Below are 16,633 nucleotides of genomic sequence, written 5' to 3' on the forward strand. Positions count from 1 at the left end.
GTCAGTTATATTTGCCCGCATGTCGGTATTGCTGTTTACTTTAATTGTATTAGTTGGTGCACTTTTAGCTGGTTTCTTAGGCTCTTTGACAGGTTTAGGGGGAGGGGTAATCATTATTCCTTTATTAACACTAGCCTTGGGAGTAGATATCCATTATGCGATTGGGGCATCAATTGTTTCCGTTATTGCAACTTCGTCGGGCTCAGCAGCAGCTTATGTAAAAGAAGGTATTACGAATATCAGGATCGGGATGTTTTTAGAAATTGCAACAACCGTAGGTGCGATTTGTGGCGCTATTGTGGCGGTCTATCTTAACCCGGATTATATTGCTGTGATATTTGGTTGTATCTTAATTTTTTCAGCTATTATGACGCTGAAGAAGAAAGTTGACCATTCTACACAGGACGACTCGAGTAAGCTGGCCAGGTTTTTCAAGCTAAATGGAAGTTTCCCGGATAAGGGGCTAACACACACATATGCTGTAAAAAATGTTGCCGGAGGGTTTTCGATGATGCTTTTTGCTGGTACCCTTTCTGGCTTATTGGGGATTGGCAGTGGCGCTTTAAAGGTTATTGCCATGGATAATATCATGCGTTTACCTTTTAAAGTATCTACCACAACCAGTAATTTTATGATGGGGGTTACAGCCGCTGCCAGTGCAATTGTTTATCTCCACAGGGGTCAAATTGACCCTGGTATTGCGATGCCTGTATGTATTGGGGTACTTACGGGCGCTACTATTGGATCTAAAGTATTAATTAAAACTAAAACCGATAAATTAAAGATGGTATTTGCTGTAGTTGTTATCTTTCTGGCTTTACAGATGATTTATAAAGGTTTAAGCGGGGCAATGTAATGATAGAAACAAAGAAAGAAAATTTGAATGATAGAGATATTCAGGTTATTTTGGGTACGCTGTTGCGTGCCGGAGTAATTATTTCTATGACCATAGTATTGCTTGGTGGAATTATTTATCTGATCCACAATAAAGGGGTGATTACCGATTATGCTGTTTTCAAACCAGAGCTTTCTAAGTTTTCTTCAATTGCTTCTATTTTTAAGTCTGTTTTAACATTTCAGGGAGATGCTGTTGTTCAATTTGGCGTTTTAATGCTGATATTCACGCCTATAGCTCGCCTGGTTTTTGCACTTTTCGGCTTTTTGATCGAGCGCGATTATCTCTATGTGCTCATTGGCTTCATTATCTTAGCCATCATCACCATTAGTTTAAATGGTGGATTGGCACATTAGCCTACTTTTTTAGCTAACTTCCCATCTATCAGCAAATTATTTGAAAAAATATTTAGCTAACTATTTGAAAATTAATAATTCTTTCCTATTTTTGCCGTCCCTTTCGGGGGATGTACAACCACCTTGAACGAAGCCCTACTGCTTCGATGGGTGTTAAATTAAAAGATAAAATGTCAGGAATTATTGGAAAAAAAGTAGGAATGACCAGTATTTTCGATGCTGAAGGAAGAAACATTCCTTGTACAGTAATCGAAGCTGGGCCTTGTGTAGTTACACAGGTAAAAACCGAAGAAAAAGACGGTTATTCATCAATCCAGCTAGGATATGATGAGGCTAAAGAGAAAAACACAACTCAACCGTTAAAAGGCCATTTCGCTAAAGCGAACACAACTCCAAAACGCAAACTGGTAGAATTCAACTCGTTTACAACAGCACTTAATTTAGGTGATGTGGTAACTGTTGATGCATTCGCAGAAGGCGATTTTGTTGATGTTGTAGGAACCTCAAAAGGTAAAGGTTTTCAAGGTGTTGTGAAACGCCACGGATTTGGTGGTGTTGGTATGCAGACTCACGGTCAGCATAACCGTTTACGTGCCCCAGGTTCATTGGGAGCATCATCTTTCCCATCACGTGTATTCAAAGGAATGCGCATGGCAGGAAGAACAGGTGGAGACAGAGTGAAAATTCAAAACTTACAGGTTTTGAAAGTTTATGCTGATCAAAACTTATTAGTAGTTAGTGGTTCCATTCCAGGAGCTAAGGGTTCTTACGTAATCTTAGATAAGTAGTCAGATGGAAGTTAAAGTATTAAACATTTCAGGTAAAGAAACAGGTGCCAAGGTGCAACTTCCTGAATCGGTATTCGGTATCGAGCCTAACGACCACGCGATTTATTTAGATGTAAAACAGTATTTGGCTAACCAACGTCAAGGTACTCACAAATCTAAACAACGTAATGAGATTGCAGGTTCTACTCGCAAACTATACAAACAAAAAGGTACAGGTGGTGCACGTGCAGGAAGCATTAAATCTCCATTATTCAATGGTGGTGGTCGTGTTTTCGGTCCTCAGCCGCGTGATTACAGTTTTAAATTGAACAAAAAATTAAAATCATTAGCACGTAAATCAGCTTTAGCTTACAAAGCAAAAGATAATAACGTGGTAGTTTTAGAAGATTTCAACTTCGATACAATTAAAACTAAAAACTATACAAGCTTAATCGCTGCGTTAAACGTAGGTTCTGAGAAAACTTTGTTGGTTTTACCTTCGCAAAATAATAATATCTATTTATCAAGCAGAAACGTTCAGAAAACTAAAGTAATTACTGCAGCAGAATTAAATACATATGATGTATTAAACGCTGGCAAACTTTTATTAACTGCAGATTCTGTTAAAACTTTGGAGGAGGCATTTGCCAAGTAATATGGAAATTTTAAAAAAACCAATATTAACCGAAAAAGCTTCAGCTTTAACTGAGAAATCTAACCGTTTCACATTTAGCGTAAACCATAAAGCAAACAAATTGCAAATTAAATCAGCTATTGAGAAATTATACGGTGTTACTATCGTAGCGATCAATACCATGGTTGTTGATGGAAAAGCTAAATCTCGTTACACTAAAGCAGGTTTTGTTTCAGGCCGTAGCCCGAAATACAAAAAAGCAATCGTAACGTTAAAAGACGGTGAAACAATAGATTATTACGCAAATCTTTAATTTAAGAATAATTAAAAATAACTATGGGCTTAAGAAAATTTAAACCAGTTACTCCGGGTACCCGCTTTAGAGTTGGTGCTAGTTTTACGGAGATTACAGCAACCAAGCCCGAAAAATCATTGGTTGTATCATCAAAAAAGTCTGGTGGACGTAACAACTCAGGTAAAATGACTATGCGCTACATCGGTGGTGGTCATAAAAAATCATATCGTATTATCGATTTCAAACGCGATAAATTCGATATCCCTGCTACAGTTGCAACTGTAGAATACGATCCAAACCGTACTGCACGTATCGCATTATTAAATTATGCAGATGGCGAGAAGCGTTATATTATCGCTCCTGAAGGTTTACAAGTAGGTCAGAAATTAGTTTCTGGCGATACTGCAACTCCAGAAGTAGGTAACACTTTAAAATTATCAAACATTCCATTAGGTTCTATCATTCACAATGTAGAGATCCATCCTGGAAAAGGAGCACAATTAGCTCGTAGTGCAGGTGCTTATGCACAATTAGCTGCCCGCGATGGTAAATATGCTACCTTGAAAATGCCTTCAGGTGAAACCCGTTTAATCCTGGTTACTTGTTTAGCAACTATCGGAGCTGTATCTAACTCTGATCACGCTAATGAAGTATTAGGTAAAGCAGGTCGTAAACGTTGGTTAGGTCGTCGTCCAAGAACAAGACCAGTAGCAATGAACCCTGTCGATCACCCAATGGGTGGTGGTGAAGGTAGATCATCAGGTGGTCACCCACGTTCTAGAAAAGGTGTGTTGTCTAAAGGCTACAAAACCAGAGAACTTAAGAAATATTCTAATCGTTACATCATAGAGAGAAGGAAGAAATAATGGCTCGTTCGATAAAAAAAGGACCTTATATTGACCATAACGTAGAGAGAAAAGTTAGCTCTATGAATGATTCAGGCAAAAGAACTGTAATCAAAACTTGGTCTCGCAGATCAATGATCTCACCAGATTTTGTTGGTCATACATTTGCAGTACACAACGGAAATAAATTTATCCCTGTGTATGTTACAGAAAACATGGTTGGTCACAAGTTAGGAGAATTTGCTCCAACTCGTACATTCAGAGGACACGCTGAAAAGAAAAAATAATTAGACAATGGAAGCAGTAGCAAAATTAAACAATTGTCCAACCTCACCGCGTAAGATGCGTTTGGTTGTAGATCTTATCAGAGGTGAACGTGTAGAGAAAGCATTAAGCATTTTAAAGTTTACCAATAAAGAAGCAGCAATAAGAGTTGAGAAATTATTATTATCTGCTATTAAAAACTGGGAAGCTAAGAATGAAGGTGCTCGCCCTGAAGAAAGCCAATTATTTGTTAAAACAATAATGGTAGACGGTGGTCGCCAACTTAAACGTTTGAGACCGGCACCTCAAGGCCGTGGATACAGAATTCGTAAACGTTCTAACCACGTAACTTTGATCGTAGACAGTAAAAATACAGAAACTCAAAACTAATATCAGGAAATGGGACAAAAAGCAAATCCAATAGGTAACAGGTTAGGTATCATCAAAGGATGGGATTCTAACTGGTTCGGTGGCAACAACTACTCCGATAAATTAGTTGAGGATGAAAAAATCAGAAAATACCTTTCTGCTCGTATCGCAAAAGGCGGTGTTGCAAAAGTAGTTATTGAGCGTACGTTAAAACGTATCACTGTAACTATCCACACAGCTCGTCCAGGTATCGTAATCGGTAAAGCAGGTGCTGAGGTTGATAAAATCAAAGAAGAGTTAAAGAAATTGACTAAAAAGGAAATTCAAATTAACATTTTCGAGATTAAACGCCCGGAACTTGATGCACAATTAGTTGCAGAAGGTGTTGCAAAACAATTAGAAGCAAGGATCTCATTCCGTAGAGCAATGAAATCTTCTATCGCATCAACAATGCGTATGGGTGCTGAAGGTATCAAAATCATGACTTCTGGTCGTTTAGGTGGTGCTGAGATGGCACGTACTGAGCAGTACAAAGAAGGAAGAGTTCCTTTGCACACTTTACGTGCTGATATCGACTACGCTTTAGCTGAAGCTTTAACTACTTATGGTAAAATAGGTATTAAAGTTTGGATCTGTAAAGGTGAAGTTTATGGAAAACGTGATTTGTCTCCGAACATCGGATCAACAAATAACGGTCCTAAAGGCCAATCAGAGAAACCGGCATTCGGTGGAAGAGATAACAGAGGTGGTGGAAGAGATAACCGTGGCGGTGACAGACGTGGTGGAAACCAAGGTCGTCCGGGTCAAGGTGGTGCGAACAGAGGTGGAGGCGCAGGCGCTAACAGAGGTCCTCGTAAATAATTGATTAATTAACATCGTTTAACGATTAGAACAAAATAAAATGTTACAGCCAAAAAGAACGAAGTTCAGGAAGATGCAAAAAGGCAGAATGAAAGGTTTAGCTTCTCGTGGAGCTGAATTAGCATTCGGATCTTTCGGTATCAAATCTTTAGAAGCAACTTGGATCACAAGTCGCCAGATAGAGGCTGCCCGTATTGCCGTAACCCGTTTCATGAAACGTGAAGGACAAGTATGGATCAGGATTTTCCCGGATAAACCGGTAACTAAAAAACCTGCTGAGGTACGTATGGGTAAAGGTAAGGGTGCTCCTGAATACTGGGTAGCAGTAGTTAGACCCGGACGTGTAATTTTCGAAGCTGAAGGTGTTCCTTTAGAAATTGCTAAAGAAGCATTGCGTTTAGCTGCACAGAAATTACCAATCCAAACTAAATTTGTAGTACGTAGAGATTACGTAGAAGCATAGTAAAGTGTTGAGATGAATGTTGTAAATACTTGTTTTTATAACCGCTACACTCAATCGTAAAAGAAAAATAAAAATGAAAAATTCAGAAATCACAGGGCTTTCAAAAGAAGAATTAGTAGCTAAGATTGCGGAAGAAAAAGAGAACTTGTCGAAATTAAAGTTCGCTCATACCATTTCAGCTATCGAAAATCCTTCACGTATTTCAAAAGTAAGGAAAGATATAGCCCGTTTAAATACTGAACTGACTAGAGTTGTTAAAGCTGAGTCAGCTACTGAAACTAAATAATTTTAGAGTCCAAATGGAAAGAAATTTAAGAAAAACAAGAACCGGGTTGGTGGTAAGCAACAAGATGGATAAATCTGTTGTTGTGTCGGTTGAACGTAAAGTGAAACACCCGATTTATGGTAAGTTCGTGAAGAAAACTACCAAATTTATGGCTCACGATGAGAAAAATGAGTGCGGTATCGGTGATACGGTATTAATCATGGAAACTCGTCCTTTGAGTAAAAACAAGAACTGGAGATTGGTACAAATTTTAGAAAGGGCTAAATAAGATGGTACAACAGGAATCAAGATTAAACGTTGCTGATAACAGCGGCGCAAAAGAAGTATTAGTAATTCGTGTACTAGGTGGAACTGGTAAACGTTATGCTTCAATTGGAGATAAAGTAGTTGTTACCGTAAAAAGCGCTTTACCATCAGGTAACGTAAAAAAAGGTACAGTATCTAAAGCAGTTGTGGTAAGAACAAAGAAAGAGATCAGACGTAAAGATGGTTCTTACATCCGTTTCGACGATAATGCAGCTGTATTATTGAACGCACAGGATGAGCCACGCGGTACACGTATCTTTGGCCCGGTTGCGAGAGAACTACGTGAAAAACAATTCATGAAAATTGTATCATTAGCACCGGAGGTATTATAAAATGGGAAACAAAGTAAATACACCAGTTAAATTAAAGATCCGTAAAGGTGATTTAGTTAAAATCATTGCTGGCGATTCAAAAGGTCAACAAGGAAAAGTACTTGAAGTACTTAAAGATAAAAACAGAGCCGTTGTAGAAGGTATCAATTTAGTGTCTAAACATACTAAACCAAATGCTGCTAATCCAAACGGTGGTATTATTAAAAAAGAAGCCGCTCTTCATATTTCTAACTTGATGTTGGTTGATCCAAAATCTGGTAAACCTACCCGTGTTGGACGTAAAGCTAACGCTGAAGGTAAATTAGTTAGAGTTGCTAAAGTTTCAGGGGAGGAAATTAAATAATGGCTACACCTAGATTAAAAAGCAAATACAAAGAAGAAGTTGTAAATGCATTAAAAGAAAAATTCCAGTACAAAACTGTAATGCAGGTTCCTAAATTGGAAAAAATCTGTATCAATCAGGGTGTAGGTCGTTTTTCTGTTACTGATAAAAAGATTGTAGATTCTACTATCGTTGAGTTAACCACTATTACTGGTCAGCAAGCGGTTCAGGCTCAATCTAAAAAAGATATCTCTAACTTTAAATTACGTAAAGGTATGCCAGTAGGTGTACGTGTAACGTTACGTGATAACAATATGTATGAGTTCTTAGATCGTTTGATCTCTGTAGCTTTGCCACGTATTCGCGATTTCAAAGGTATCAATGATAAAGGATTTGACGGACAAGGTAACTATACATTAGGTGTTACTGAGCAAATCATCTTCCCAGAGATTAATATCGATAAAATCAATAAAATTTTAGGTATGGATATTACTTTCGTAACTTCGGCCAAATCTGATGTTGAGGCTTTAGAGTTATTGAAACAATTCGGATTACCATTTAAAAATCAAAAAACAGCAGAATAATGGCAAAAGAAGGTGTAAAAGCACGCGAAGTTAAGCGCCAAAAATTGGTTGCTAGATACGCTGAAAAACGTGCAGCTTTAAAAGCAGCGGGTGATTTCGAAGGTTTAGATAAATTACCTAAGAACTCTTCTCCAGTACGTTTACACAACCGTTGTAAATTAACTGGCCGTCCTCGCGGATATATGCGTACCTTTGGTATCTCAAGGGTAACGTTCCGTGAAATGGCGTTAGACGGTAAAATACCAGGTGTTAAAAAAGCATCTTGGTAATATAAGTAGCTAGTACTGAGTATCAGGTATCGAGACTTAAAGGTTTCTTGATACTTGATACTTATGTCTATATACTGAAACAGAATTTTAACCGATAGCAGGTCCCATCGCTGGGTTAGCGTCAGGAAACCACTATCAAAAACAATAAATAATGAATACAGATCCAATAGCAGATTATTTAACAAGAGTAAGGAATGCCATTAAGGCCAACCACAGAGTTGTAGAAATTCCTGCATCAAACCTTAAAAAGGAAATTACTAAAGTACTTTTTGATAAAGGTTACATCGCGAATTATAAATTTGAGGATACAACAGTTCAAGGTACAATCAAAATTGCTTTGAAATACAATCCGATAACTAAAATTCCTGCTATTCGTACATTAGTGCGAGTAAGTAAACCAGGTTTGAGACAGTATGCAGGCGTAGAAAATATGCCAAGAGTATTAAACGGTTTAGGTATCGCAATCTTATCGACTTCTAAAGGTGTAATGACCGATAAAGAAGCAGCCAAATTAAACATTGGTGGTGAGGTATTGTGTCACGTTTATTAATATTTAGGAGAACAGCACAATGTCAAGAATAGGAAAAGCCCCAATTACAATCCCTGCAGGTGTTACCATTACTGTATCTAACGATAACGTAGTAACAGTTAAAGGCCCTAAAGGTGAATTAACACAAGCAGTTGATAAAGATATCACTGTTAGTCAGGAAGATGGAATTTTATCAGTTCAACGTCCATCAGAACAAAAGAAACACAAAGCATTACACGGTTTATATCGCTCATTGCTTAACAACATGGTTGTTGGTGTTACAGAAGGTTATAAATTAACACAAGAATTAGTAGGTGTTGGTTACCGTGCTACAAATCAAGGTAACACATTGGATCTAGTTTTAGGTTATTCTCACCACTATGTATTCCAATTACCAGAAGAAATTAAAGTAACAACTTCATCAGAAAAAGGTCAGACTCCTAAAATCATGTTAGAGAGTATCGACAAACAATTGATCGGTCAGGTAGCTGCGAAAATCCGTTCGTTACGTGCACCAGAGCCATATAAAGGTAAAGGTATCAAGTTTGTAGGTGAAGTGTTAAGAAGAAAAGCAGGTAAATCAGCATCTAAAAAATAGTAATCATGGCAGGTAAAAAATTATCAAGAAGAGATCGTATTAAAAAAGGGATCAGAAAAAGACTTACCGGTTCGGAAGAGCGTCCAAGGTTATCTGTATATAGAAGCAATAAAGGGATTTATGCTCAGGTAATTAACGACGTTACTGGTACAACAATAGTTTCAGCATCATCATTATCTAAAGATTTTGCAGGTACTGGAAGCAAAAGCGATCAATCAGTTGCTGTAGGTAAATTAGTTGCCGAAAAAGCAATTGCAGCTGGTGTTAAACAAGTTGTTTTCGATAGAAATGGCTATTTATACCACGGTCGTGTAAAATCGTTGGCAGAGGGTGCCCGCGAAGCTGGTTTAGTATTTTAATCTGAAGAAAAAGTAAGATGTCAACTATTAATATAAAAAGAGTAAAAACCACCGATATCGAATTAAAGGATCGTTTGGTTAGTATACAACGCGTTGCCAAAGTAACCAAAGGTGGCCGTACTTTCAGCTTCTCTGCAATTGTTGTAGTGGGTGATGAGAACGGTGTTGTAGGTTTCGGTTTAGGTAAAGCAAAAGAGGTAACTGAAGCTATTGCAAAAGGAGTGGATGATGCTAAAAAGAACTTGGTAAAAGTTCCAGTTTTAAACGGTACTGTTCCTCATGAGCAAATCGGTAAATTCTCTGGCGGTTTTGTATTGATCAAACCAGCTGCAGTAGGTACTGGAGTAATTGCTGGTGGTGCGATGCGTGCTGTATTAGAAAGTGCTGGTATCCATAACGTATTGGCAAAATCTAAAGGTTCATCTAACCCACACAACGTGGTAAAAGCAACTGTTGATGCATTAACAAAAATGCGTGATGCTTATACAGTAGCTCAAACTCGTGGTATAGATTTAAACAAAGTATTTAACGGATAATATCATGGCTAAGATCAAAGTAACACAAATCAAAAGCGTTATCGACAGAAGCGAGCGCCAAAAAAGAACCGTTCAGGCTTTGGGTTTGTCTAAATTAAACCAAAGTGTTGAGGTTGAAGCTACTCCACAAATTATCGGTATGATTCGCAAAGTGAATCATTTAGTAGCAATCGAAAGTATCTAATAATTATTTGAAGGTAGTATCGGAGAAAATCTGGTACTACCTTTATATATGTTTAATCGTTGTACCTGTTTAGTGAAAGCGAAGGGCAACACAAATTCAAAAAAATGAATTTAAGTAATTTAAAACCTGCAGAAGGTTCTACAAAAAACAGAAAGAGAATTGGCCGTGGTACTGGTTCAGGCCGTGGTGGTACTTCAACACGTGGTCACAAAGGTGCTGGTTCACGTTCTGGTTACTCTAGTAAAGTTGGTTTCGAAGGTGGTCAAATGCCTTTACAACGTCGTGTACCTAAAGTTGGTTTCAAACCAATTAACCGTACAGAGTATGTTGGTGTAAACTTAGATGTTTTACAAGGCTTAGCTGAGAAATTCAATTTAACTAAAATTGATTTCGCTGCTTTACAAGAGCATGGTTTAGCTTCTAAAAACGACTTAGTAAAAGTTTTAGGTCGTGGTGAAGTAAAAGCAAAATTAGAAGTTACAGCACATGCGTTTTCTGCAACCGCACAAAAAGCTATTGAAGCTGCAGGTGGTTCTATTGTAAAATTGTAATTATTAAATGAAGAAGCTATTTACTACTTTAAGTAATATCTGGAAAATTCAAGAATTAAAAGAGCGTATTTTGTTTACGCTCTTAATTCTTTTGGTATACCGTTTTGTATCTCACGTGGTTTTACCAGGTGTAGATCCGAATGCTTTAGGTGATAACGAAAAATCAGGACTTTTAGGCTTACTGGATATGTTTGCCGGAGGTTCTTTTTCTCGTGTATCTATTTTAGCATTGGGGGTAATGCCTTATATCTCTGCATCTATTGTGGTGCAACTATTGGGTATTGCTGTTCCTTCTTTCCAAAAAATGCAGAAAGAAGGCGAAAGTGGTAGAAAAAAAATGAACCAGATTACACGTTACCTAACGGTAGCGATTACCATCGTTCAATCGGTTGGTTACGTTAAAACTCAGGTTCCTGCAGAAGCTATTTTATTACCAAACACTTTGTTTTTAGTGTTATCTACGTTTGTATTAACGGCAGGTACATTATTTGTAATGTGGTTAGGTGAGAAAATTACGGATAAAGGTATTGGTAACGGTACATCACTTATCATCATGGTAGGTATTATTGCACGTTTACCAGTGGCAATCAGCCAAGAATTCAGTGCACGTGTAGGTTCATCTGCCGAAGGCGGAGGTCCTGTTGCTTTGGTTTTAGAGATTGTTGCTTTATTTGCAGTGGTAATGTTTACCATTTTAATTGTTCAAGGTGTACGTAAAGTTCCTGTACAATACGCTAAGAAAATTGTTGGTAACCGTCAGTTTGGCGGTGTTCGTCAGTATATCCCTTTAAAAGTGAATGCTGCCGGTGTTATGCCAATTATTTTTGCTCAAGCGTTAATGTTCATTCCTGGAGCTTTAATGTCGCTTATGCCTTCGTTACAAGGATCTTGGTTAATCCAGTTCAGTAATACAACATCGTTGGCTTATAGCTTAACATTCGCTTTTTTAATTATCGCATTTACTTTCTTCTACACCGCTATTACGGTTAACCCAACTCAAATGAGTGATGATATGAAGAAAAATGGTGGTTTTATCCCGGGGGTTAAACCTGGTTTTGCAACATCAACTTTTATTGATGATGTAATTTCTAAGATCACTTTCCCAGGTGCGGTATTTTTAGCGATTATTGCTATTCTGCCTTCTTTGGCTGTTAAGTTTGGAATTAAGCAAGAATTTGCTCACTTCTTTGGTGGTACTTCATTATTAATTTTAGTAGGGGTAGTATTAGATACTTTACAACAAATTGAAAGTTATCTTTTAATGCGTCACTACGATGGTTTAATGAAAACGGGTAGAGTTACTGGCAGAACAGGTGTTCCTGCAGCTAGTAGCAATGCAGCGTTGTAGTTCTAAAGGATGTCTAAAATTTATTACAAATCTCTCGAAGAGATCGAGTTAATAAGAGAAAGTTCTTTACTTGTTTCTAAAACTTTAGCAGAAGTAGCTAAAGTGATAAAAGCAGGTATGACTACTCTGGCTTTGGATAAACTGGCTTATGAGTTTATTAGTGATCACGGAGCAATCCCTGCATTTTTAAACTACAACGGTTTCCCTTTCTCTTTGTGTATTTCGCCTAATGAGCAAGTTGTTCATGGCTTTCCAAGTGAATATGTAATACAGGAAGGGGATTTGATTTCAGTTGACTGCGGGGTAATCAAAAACAATTATTTTGGCGATTCGGCGTATACTTTTTCAATCGGAGAGGTAGATGCCGAAAAGCAAAAATTGGTAGAAGTAACCAAACGTTGCCTGGAGTTAGGGGTAGAGAAAGCAGTAAGCGGAATGCGGATTGGTGATGTCGGTTTTGCGGTGCAACAATACGCTGAAGCTAATGGTTTCGGAGTAGTAAGAGAACTAGTAGGACATGGTGTGGGTGTAAAGCTTCACGAGAAGCCGGAAGTGCCTAATTACGGAAAACGCGGTAGCGGACCAAAACTTGAAGAAGGGATGGTGATTGCGATAGAGCCGATGATTAATGCTGGCGTAGCCGGAGTTAAGTTTCATAAGGATGGCTGGACGGTAACCAGTAAAGACAATAAACCTTCGGCACATTTTGAACATACAGTAGCCATAAAAAAGGGCCAGGCAGATGTTTTATCAACCTTTTCAATTATAGAAGAAGTTTTACAACAAAAAAAATAAATAATTAAATTTTTTTATTTAATTTTGCAACCCTGTTTAGAAGCAGCTAATTAAGTAACAATCAATAAAATATGGCTAAACAAGCCTCAATTGAACAAGACGGCGTAATAAGAGAAGCATTATCTAATGCGATGTTCAGAGTAGAACTCGAGAACGGACATGAGATTATTGCGCATATTTCAGGAAAGATGCGGATGCACTACATCAAAATTCTTCCTGGTGACAAAGTAAAATTGGAGATGTCTCCTTATGATTTAACAAAGGGACGCATCACTTATAGATATAAATAAAATGAAAGTTAGATCGTCAATTAAAAAACGTAGCGCTGATTGCAAGGTAATTCGCCGTAAAGGAAAACTTTACGTAATTAACAAGAAGAACCCTAAATATAAGCAACGTCAAGGGTAATTAAAAAATATTGTAATGTACCGTACAACGGTGGCCCGCCGTTCGGAATTACTTCAAAACATAAATAAATATGGCAAGGATTTCAGGTATTGATTTACCAAGAAACAAAAGAGGAGAGATCGGTTTAACTTATATCTATGGTATAGGTAGAACAACTGCACAACGTATATTAACAACTGCAGGTATCGATTTAAACAAAAAAGTACAAGACTGGTCTGATGATGAGTTATCGGCTATCCGTACAATGATTAACGATGAGATTAAAGTAGAAGGTGCTTTACGCTCTGAAGTTCAATTAAACATCAAACGTTTAATGGATATCGGTTGTTACCGTGGTTTACGTCACAGAAAAGGTTTACCTTCTCGTGGTCAGCGCACTAAAAACAACTCACGTACTCGTAAGGGTAAGAGAAAAACAGTTGCTAACAAGAAAAAAGCTACTAAATAGGAAATAAATGTTTGAATGTAGAGTGATTGAATTATTGAATGGATACCATTCTCTCATTCACTCAGCTAAACATTCTCTCATTCAGTAATAAAAAACATGGCTAAGAGTAAAAAAGTAACAAAAAAACGTATCGTTGTAATTGAGCCTGTTGGTCAGGCACATATCAATGCTACCTTCAACAACATCATCGTTACCTTAACAAACAACAACGGACAGACTATCTCATGGTCTTCAGCTGGTAAAATGGGCTTCAAAGGTTCTAAAAAGAACACGCCTTATGCAGCTGGTCAGGCAGCTTCAGATTGCGGTAAAGTTGCGTTTGATTTAGGTTTACGTAAAGTTGATGTATTTGTAAAAGGTCCAGGTTCAGGCCGTGAGTCTGCAATCAGAACTTTACAAGTTGCTGGTATCGAAGTAACATCTATCAAGGATATTACTCCACTTCCACACAACGGATGTCGTCCTCCTAAAAAGAGAAGAGTTTAATTAAAATTTTTAAAGCTAAGAATCTTCGGTTACAGATCGAATGATACTTTAAAACAAAGAAAAATGGCAAGATATACAGGCCCAAAAAGTAAAATCGCCCGTAAATTCAGAGAACCAATCTTCGGTCCTGATAAGGTGTTAGACAGAAAAAATTATCCTCCTGGCCAACATGGCGTTTCAAAAAGAAGAGGAAAACAATCTGAATATGCAATCCAGTTAATGGAGAAGCAAAAAGTAAAATACACTTATGGTGTGTTAGAAAAACAGTTCAGTAACTTGTTTAAAAAAGCATCTTCTCGTGCAGGTATCACAGGTGATAACTTATTACAATTGTTAGAAGCACGTTTAGATAATACCGTTTACCGTTTAGGTATTGCAACAACCCGTTCTGGTGCACGCCAGTTAGTTAGCCATAAACACGTAACCGTGAATGGTGAAGTTGTAAATATCCCTTCATATCAGTTGAAAGCTGGTGATGTTGTTGCGGTTCGCGAGAAATCAAAATCACTAGAATCAATTACTAACTCAGTTGCAGGCAGAACAATTAACAAATTTGCCTGGTTAGAGTGGGATGCTAGTCAGTTATCAGGAAAGTTCTTAACTTATCCTCAACGTGACGAGATTCCTGAAAACATTAAGGAAAACTTAATCATCGAGTTATACTCAAAGTAATAAATGACTTAGTTAATTACCTCCAAAGGGTAATTAACTTTTTTCATGTTACTATATATTCAATAACGAATTTAAAAAATTATAAATGGCAATTTTAGCATTTCAGAAACCAGACAAAGTGATCATGCAGAAATCGACTGATTTCGATGGTACATTCGAATTTCGTCCTTTAGAGCCCGGTTTCGGTGTAACAATTGGTAATGCCTTAAGAAGAATTTTACTTTCTTCATTAGAAGGTTATGCTATTACTACTATTCGTTTTTCTGGCGTTTCTCATGAATTTTCTACCATCAAAGGTGTTGTAGAAGATTTAACAGATATCATCTTAAACTTAAAACAAGTTCGTTTTAAGAAAACTGGTGAATCTGGAGATGCGGAGAAAGTGTTCATCATCGTTAACGGCCAGGAGCAGTTTAAAGCTGGTGATATCACTAAATTCTCTAACAACTTTACAGTTTTAAACCCTGAGCATGTAATTTGCAACATGGATAAATCTGTTACTTTAGAAGTAGAATTAACCATCAATAAAGGACGTGGTTATGTTCCTGCTGAAGAAAATAAAGTTGCTGATGCTGTTGTAGGTGTTATCGCTATCGATTCGATCTACACACCAATGAAAAACGTTAAATACACGATTGAAAACTTCCGTGTAGAACAAAAAACGGATTACGAGAAATTGGTGCTTGATATTTCTACTGATGGTTCAATCCACCCAGAAGAAGCATTGAAAGAAGCTGCTAAAATCTTGATCCAACACTTTATGTTATTCTCTGATGAGAATTTAGTGTTAGAATCTCAAGCCAAAGAAGAAACTAAAGAAGTTGATGAGGAAATTTTACATATGCGTAAAATCCTTAAAACTGAATTAGTGGATATGGATCTTTCAGTTAGAGCGTTAAACTGCTTAAAAGCTGCTGATATCCGTACTTTAGCTGATTTAGTTTCTTATGATGTTGCTGATATGTTAAAATTCAGAAACTTCGGTAAAAAATCTTTAACAGAGATTCAGGAACTTGTAAAATCTAAAGGTTTATCTTTCGGAATGAACCTGTCTAAATTCAAATTAGACGAAGAGTAAGATTAGTCGTGAGTCTTTAGTACGGAGACCATCGTCTTCTTACTAAAGTCTTAACTAATATAAAATAATTTTTCACAGTGTATAATTCCCTCAATTAAAGAGACGGTATACACTTAATTACAGAACAATGAGACACGGTAAAAAAGTTAATCACTTAGGCAGAACCGACAGCCACAGAAAAGCAATGTTAGCTAACATGGCTACATCTTTAATCAAAGCAAAAAGAATTACTACAACTTTAGCAAAAGCTAAAGCTTTACGTACTTATGTTGAGCCAATCATTACAAAGTCTAAAAATGATACTACTCACTCACGTCGTACAGTTTTCGCTTACTTACAAGATAAAGAAGTAGTGACTATTTTATTCCGCGAGATTGCTGAGAAAGTTGCAAATCGTCCAGGTGGTTATACTCGTATCATTAAATTAAACAACCGTTTGGGTGATAACGCTGAAATGGCTTTAATTGAATTGGTAGATTACAACGAAATTTACGGTAAAAACGTAGAAGCTAAAGAAGAGAAGAAAACTACTCGTCGTGGTAGAAGCAAAACTGCTGCTCCTAAAGCTGCTGAGGCAAAAGCTGAAGCTGCTGAAGAGGTTGCTCCAGAAGCTGCTCCTGCTGAAGAAGCTCCAGCTACGGAAGAGCCTAAAGGAGAATAATTTATTCTACTTTAAAGTTTTAAAAGTCCTGCTCATTGAGCAGGACTTTTTTTGTTTTATATCAGCCTGTTTTCAAACACAAACGTTTGCCTCATTTTTTCATTACATAGCTTTAATTCCGCTGGGTATCTA

Annotated in this window: 31 protein-coding genes; all 31 read left to right on the plus strand. The window is 37.3% G+C overall.

Features of this window, described 5'->3' with window-relative positions; all coding sequences use genetic code 11:
- Positions 1-19: 19 nt before the first annotated feature.
- Positions 20-856: a sulfite exporter TauE/SafE family protein gene (locus tag ACQY77_RS15950; protein WP_421941168.1), complete on the plus strand. Its 837-nt coding sequence runs from the start codon at positions 20-22 to the stop codon at positions 854-856.
- Positions 856-1,251 carry a DUF1634 domain-containing protein gene (locus ACQY77_RS15955; RefSeq protein ID WP_421941167.1) on the plus strand — a complete coding sequence of 132 codons (396 nt, stop codon included), beginning with the start codon at positions 856-858 and terminating at the stop codon, positions 1,249-1,251. Before ACQY77_RS15950 ends, ACQY77_RS15955 begins: the two co-directional genes overlap by 1 nt.
- Before the next feature lie 170 nt (positions 1,252-1,421).
- The gene (rplC, locus tag ACQY77_RS15960; protein WP_090886600.1) at positions 1,422-2,039 is read left to right on the plus strand and encodes a 50S ribosomal protein L3; all 618 of its coding nucleotides are present in this window, start codon (positions 1,422-1,424) and stop codon (positions 2,037-2,039) included.
- A gap of 4 nt (positions 2,040-2,043) precedes the next feature.
- The gene (gene rplD / locus ACQY77_RS15965; RefSeq protein WP_421941166.1) at positions 2,044-2,673 is read left to right on the plus strand and encodes a 50S ribosomal protein L4; all 630 of its coding nucleotides are present in this window, start codon (positions 2,044-2,046) and stop codon (positions 2,671-2,673) included.
- A gap of 1 nt (position 2,674) precedes the next feature.
- Complete coding sequence (gene rplW / locus ACQY77_RS15970; protein ID WP_421941165.1) at positions 2,675-2,965, plus strand: 50S ribosomal protein L23; 291 nt, start codon at positions 2,675-2,677, stop codon at positions 2,963-2,965.
- 23 nt (positions 2,966-2,988) lie between these two features.
- A complete protein-coding gene (gene rplB, locus ACQY77_RS15975) occupies positions 2,989-3,813 on the plus strand; it encodes a 50S ribosomal protein L2 (protein WP_421941164.1) in 825 nt (274 codons plus the stop codon).
- Entirely contained in the window at positions 3,813-4,079 is a 267-nt protein-coding gene (gene rpsS / locus ACQY77_RS15980) for a 30S ribosomal protein S19 (protein ID WP_090886518.1), read from the plus strand. The genes rplB and rpsS overlap by 1 nt, the downstream gene beginning before the upstream one ends.
- 7 nt (positions 4,080-4,086) lie before the next feature.
- A complete protein-coding gene (gene rplV, locus ACQY77_RS15985; protein WP_421941163.1) occupies positions 4,087-4,446 on the plus strand; it encodes a 50S ribosomal protein L22 in 360 nt (119 codons plus the stop codon).
- A 9-nt stretch (positions 4,447-4,455) separates the two neighbouring features.
- Positions 4,456-5,286 (plus strand): 30S ribosomal protein S3, encoded by an 831-nt coding sequence (gene rpsC, locus ACQY77_RS15990; RefSeq protein ID WP_421941162.1) that lies wholly within the window; start codon positions 4,456-4,458, stop codon positions 5,284-5,286.
- 40 nt (positions 5,287-5,326) lie between these two features.
- Positions 5,327-5,749, plus strand: coding sequence for a 50S ribosomal protein L16 (rplP, locus tag ACQY77_RS15995; protein ID WP_113951798.1), 423 nt, complete (start codon positions 5,327-5,329; stop codon positions 5,747-5,749).
- Between the two features lie 73 nt (positions 5,750-5,822).
- A complete protein-coding gene (rpmC, locus tag ACQY77_RS16000) occupies positions 5,823-6,035 on the plus strand; it encodes a 50S ribosomal protein L29 (RefSeq protein ID WP_421941161.1) in 213 nt (70 codons plus the stop codon).
- Positions 6,036-6,048: 13 nt separating this feature from the next.
- Entirely contained in the window at positions 6,049-6,303 is a 255-nt protein-coding gene (gene rpsQ / locus ACQY77_RS16005; RefSeq protein ID WP_090886527.1) for a 30S ribosomal protein S17, read from the plus strand.
- A gap of 1 nt (position 6,304) precedes the next feature.
- Positions 6,305-6,673 carry a 50S ribosomal protein L14 gene (gene rplN / locus ACQY77_RS16010; protein ID WP_090886529.1) on the plus strand — a complete coding sequence of 123 codons (369 nt, stop codon included), beginning with the start codon at positions 6,305-6,307 and terminating at the stop codon, positions 6,671-6,673.
- Between the two features lies 1 nt (position 6,674).
- Positions 6,675-7,016 (plus strand): 50S ribosomal protein L24, encoded by a 342-nt coding sequence (rplX, locus tag ACQY77_RS16015; protein WP_090886530.1) that lies wholly within the window; start codon positions 6,675-6,677, stop codon positions 7,014-7,016.
- A complete protein-coding gene (gene rplE, locus ACQY77_RS16020) occupies positions 7,013-7,579 on the plus strand; it encodes a 50S ribosomal protein L5 (protein ID WP_090886532.1) in 567 nt (188 codons plus the stop codon). Before rplX ends, rplE begins: the two co-directional genes overlap by 4 nt.
- Positions 7,579-7,848: a 30S ribosomal protein S14 gene (gene rpsN / locus ACQY77_RS16025; RefSeq protein ID WP_039475193.1), complete on the plus strand. Its 270-nt coding sequence runs from the start codon at positions 7,579-7,581 to the stop codon at positions 7,846-7,848. Before rplE ends, rpsN begins: the two co-directional genes overlap by 1 nt.
- 151 nt (positions 7,849-7,999) lie before the next feature.
- Complete coding sequence (rpsH, locus tag ACQY77_RS16030) at positions 8,000-8,398, plus strand: 30S ribosomal protein S8 (RefSeq protein ID WP_115402665.1); 399 nt, start codon at positions 8,000-8,002, stop codon at positions 8,396-8,398.
- Between the two features lie 19 nt (positions 8,399-8,417).
- Positions 8,418-8,975 carry a 50S ribosomal protein L6 gene (gene rplF / locus ACQY77_RS16035; protein WP_421941160.1) on the plus strand — a complete coding sequence of 186 codons (558 nt, stop codon included), beginning with the start codon at positions 8,418-8,420 and terminating at the stop codon, positions 8,973-8,975.
- Between the two features lie 5 nt (positions 8,976-8,980).
- Complete coding sequence (rplR, locus tag ACQY77_RS16040; RefSeq protein WP_428429982.1) at positions 8,981-9,334, plus strand: 50S ribosomal protein L18; 354 nt, start codon at positions 8,981-8,983, stop codon at positions 9,332-9,334.
- A 17-nt stretch (positions 9,335-9,351) separates the two neighbouring features.
- Positions 9,352-9,870: a 30S ribosomal protein S5 gene (gene rpsE, locus ACQY77_RS16045; RefSeq protein WP_090886540.1), complete on the plus strand. Its 519-nt coding sequence runs from the start codon at positions 9,352-9,354 to the stop codon at positions 9,868-9,870.
- 4 nt (positions 9,871-9,874) lie between these two features.
- Complete coding sequence (gene rpmD, locus ACQY77_RS16050) at positions 9,875-10,054, plus strand: 50S ribosomal protein L30 (RefSeq protein WP_090886542.1); 180 nt, start codon at positions 9,875-9,877, stop codon at positions 10,052-10,054.
- A 104-nt stretch (positions 10,055-10,158) separates the two neighbouring features.
- Complete coding sequence (rplO, locus tag ACQY77_RS16055; RefSeq protein WP_421941159.1) at positions 10,159-10,605, plus strand: 50S ribosomal protein L15; 447 nt, start codon at positions 10,159-10,161, stop codon at positions 10,603-10,605.
- 7 nt (positions 10,606-10,612) lie between these two features.
- The gene (gene secY / locus ACQY77_RS16060) at positions 10,613-11,953 is read left to right on the plus strand and encodes a preprotein translocase subunit SecY (RefSeq protein WP_090886544.1); all 1,341 of its coding nucleotides are present in this window, start codon (positions 10,613-10,615) and stop codon (positions 11,951-11,953) included.
- 9 nt (positions 11,954-11,962) lie between these two features.
- Positions 11,963-12,748, plus strand: coding sequence for a type I methionyl aminopeptidase (gene map, locus ACQY77_RS16065; protein ID WP_421941158.1), 786 nt, complete (start codon positions 11,963-11,965; stop codon positions 12,746-12,748).
- 71 nt (positions 12,749-12,819) lie between these two features.
- Positions 12,820-13,038, plus strand: a complete 219-nt coding sequence (gene infA / locus ACQY77_RS16070; protein WP_010599888.1) for a translation initiation factor IF-1 — start codon at positions 12,820-12,822, stop codon at positions 13,036-13,038.
- Between the two features lies 1 nt (position 13,039).
- Entirely contained in the window at positions 13,040-13,156 is a 117-nt protein-coding gene (gene rpmJ / locus ACQY77_RS16075) for a 50S ribosomal protein L36 (RefSeq protein ID WP_107214554.1), read from the plus strand.
- Between the two features lie 70 nt (positions 13,157-13,226).
- A complete protein-coding gene (rpsM, locus tag ACQY77_RS16080; protein WP_010599886.1) occupies positions 13,227-13,604 on the plus strand; it encodes a 30S ribosomal protein S13 in 378 nt (125 codons plus the stop codon).
- 96 nt (positions 13,605-13,700) lie between these two features.
- Entirely contained in the window at positions 13,701-14,090 is a 390-nt protein-coding gene (gene rpsK, locus ACQY77_RS16085; protein WP_121949556.1) for a 30S ribosomal protein S11, read from the plus strand.
- 63 nt (positions 14,091-14,153) lie between these two features.
- A complete protein-coding gene (gene rpsD, locus ACQY77_RS16090) occupies positions 14,154-14,762 on the plus strand; it encodes a 30S ribosomal protein S4 (protein WP_421941157.1) in 609 nt (202 codons plus the stop codon).
- 85 nt (positions 14,763-14,847) lie between these two features.
- On the plus strand, positions 14,848-15,840 hold the full coding sequence (locus ACQY77_RS16095; RefSeq protein ID WP_090886550.1) for a DNA-directed RNA polymerase subunit alpha: 993 nt from the start codon (positions 14,848-14,850) through the stop codon (positions 15,838-15,840).
- 127 nt (positions 15,841-15,967) lie between these two features.
- Positions 15,968-16,501 (plus strand): 50S ribosomal protein L17, encoded by a 534-nt coding sequence (gene rplQ, locus ACQY77_RS16100; protein WP_421941156.1) that lies wholly within the window; start codon positions 15,968-15,970, stop codon positions 16,499-16,501.
- The last annotated feature ends 132 nt before the right edge of the window (positions 16,502-16,633 follow it).

This window comes from Pedobacter sp. (assembly GCF_965279535.1).
GTDB lineage: Bacteria > Bacteroidota > Bacteroidia > Sphingobacteriales > Sphingobacteriaceae > Pedobacter.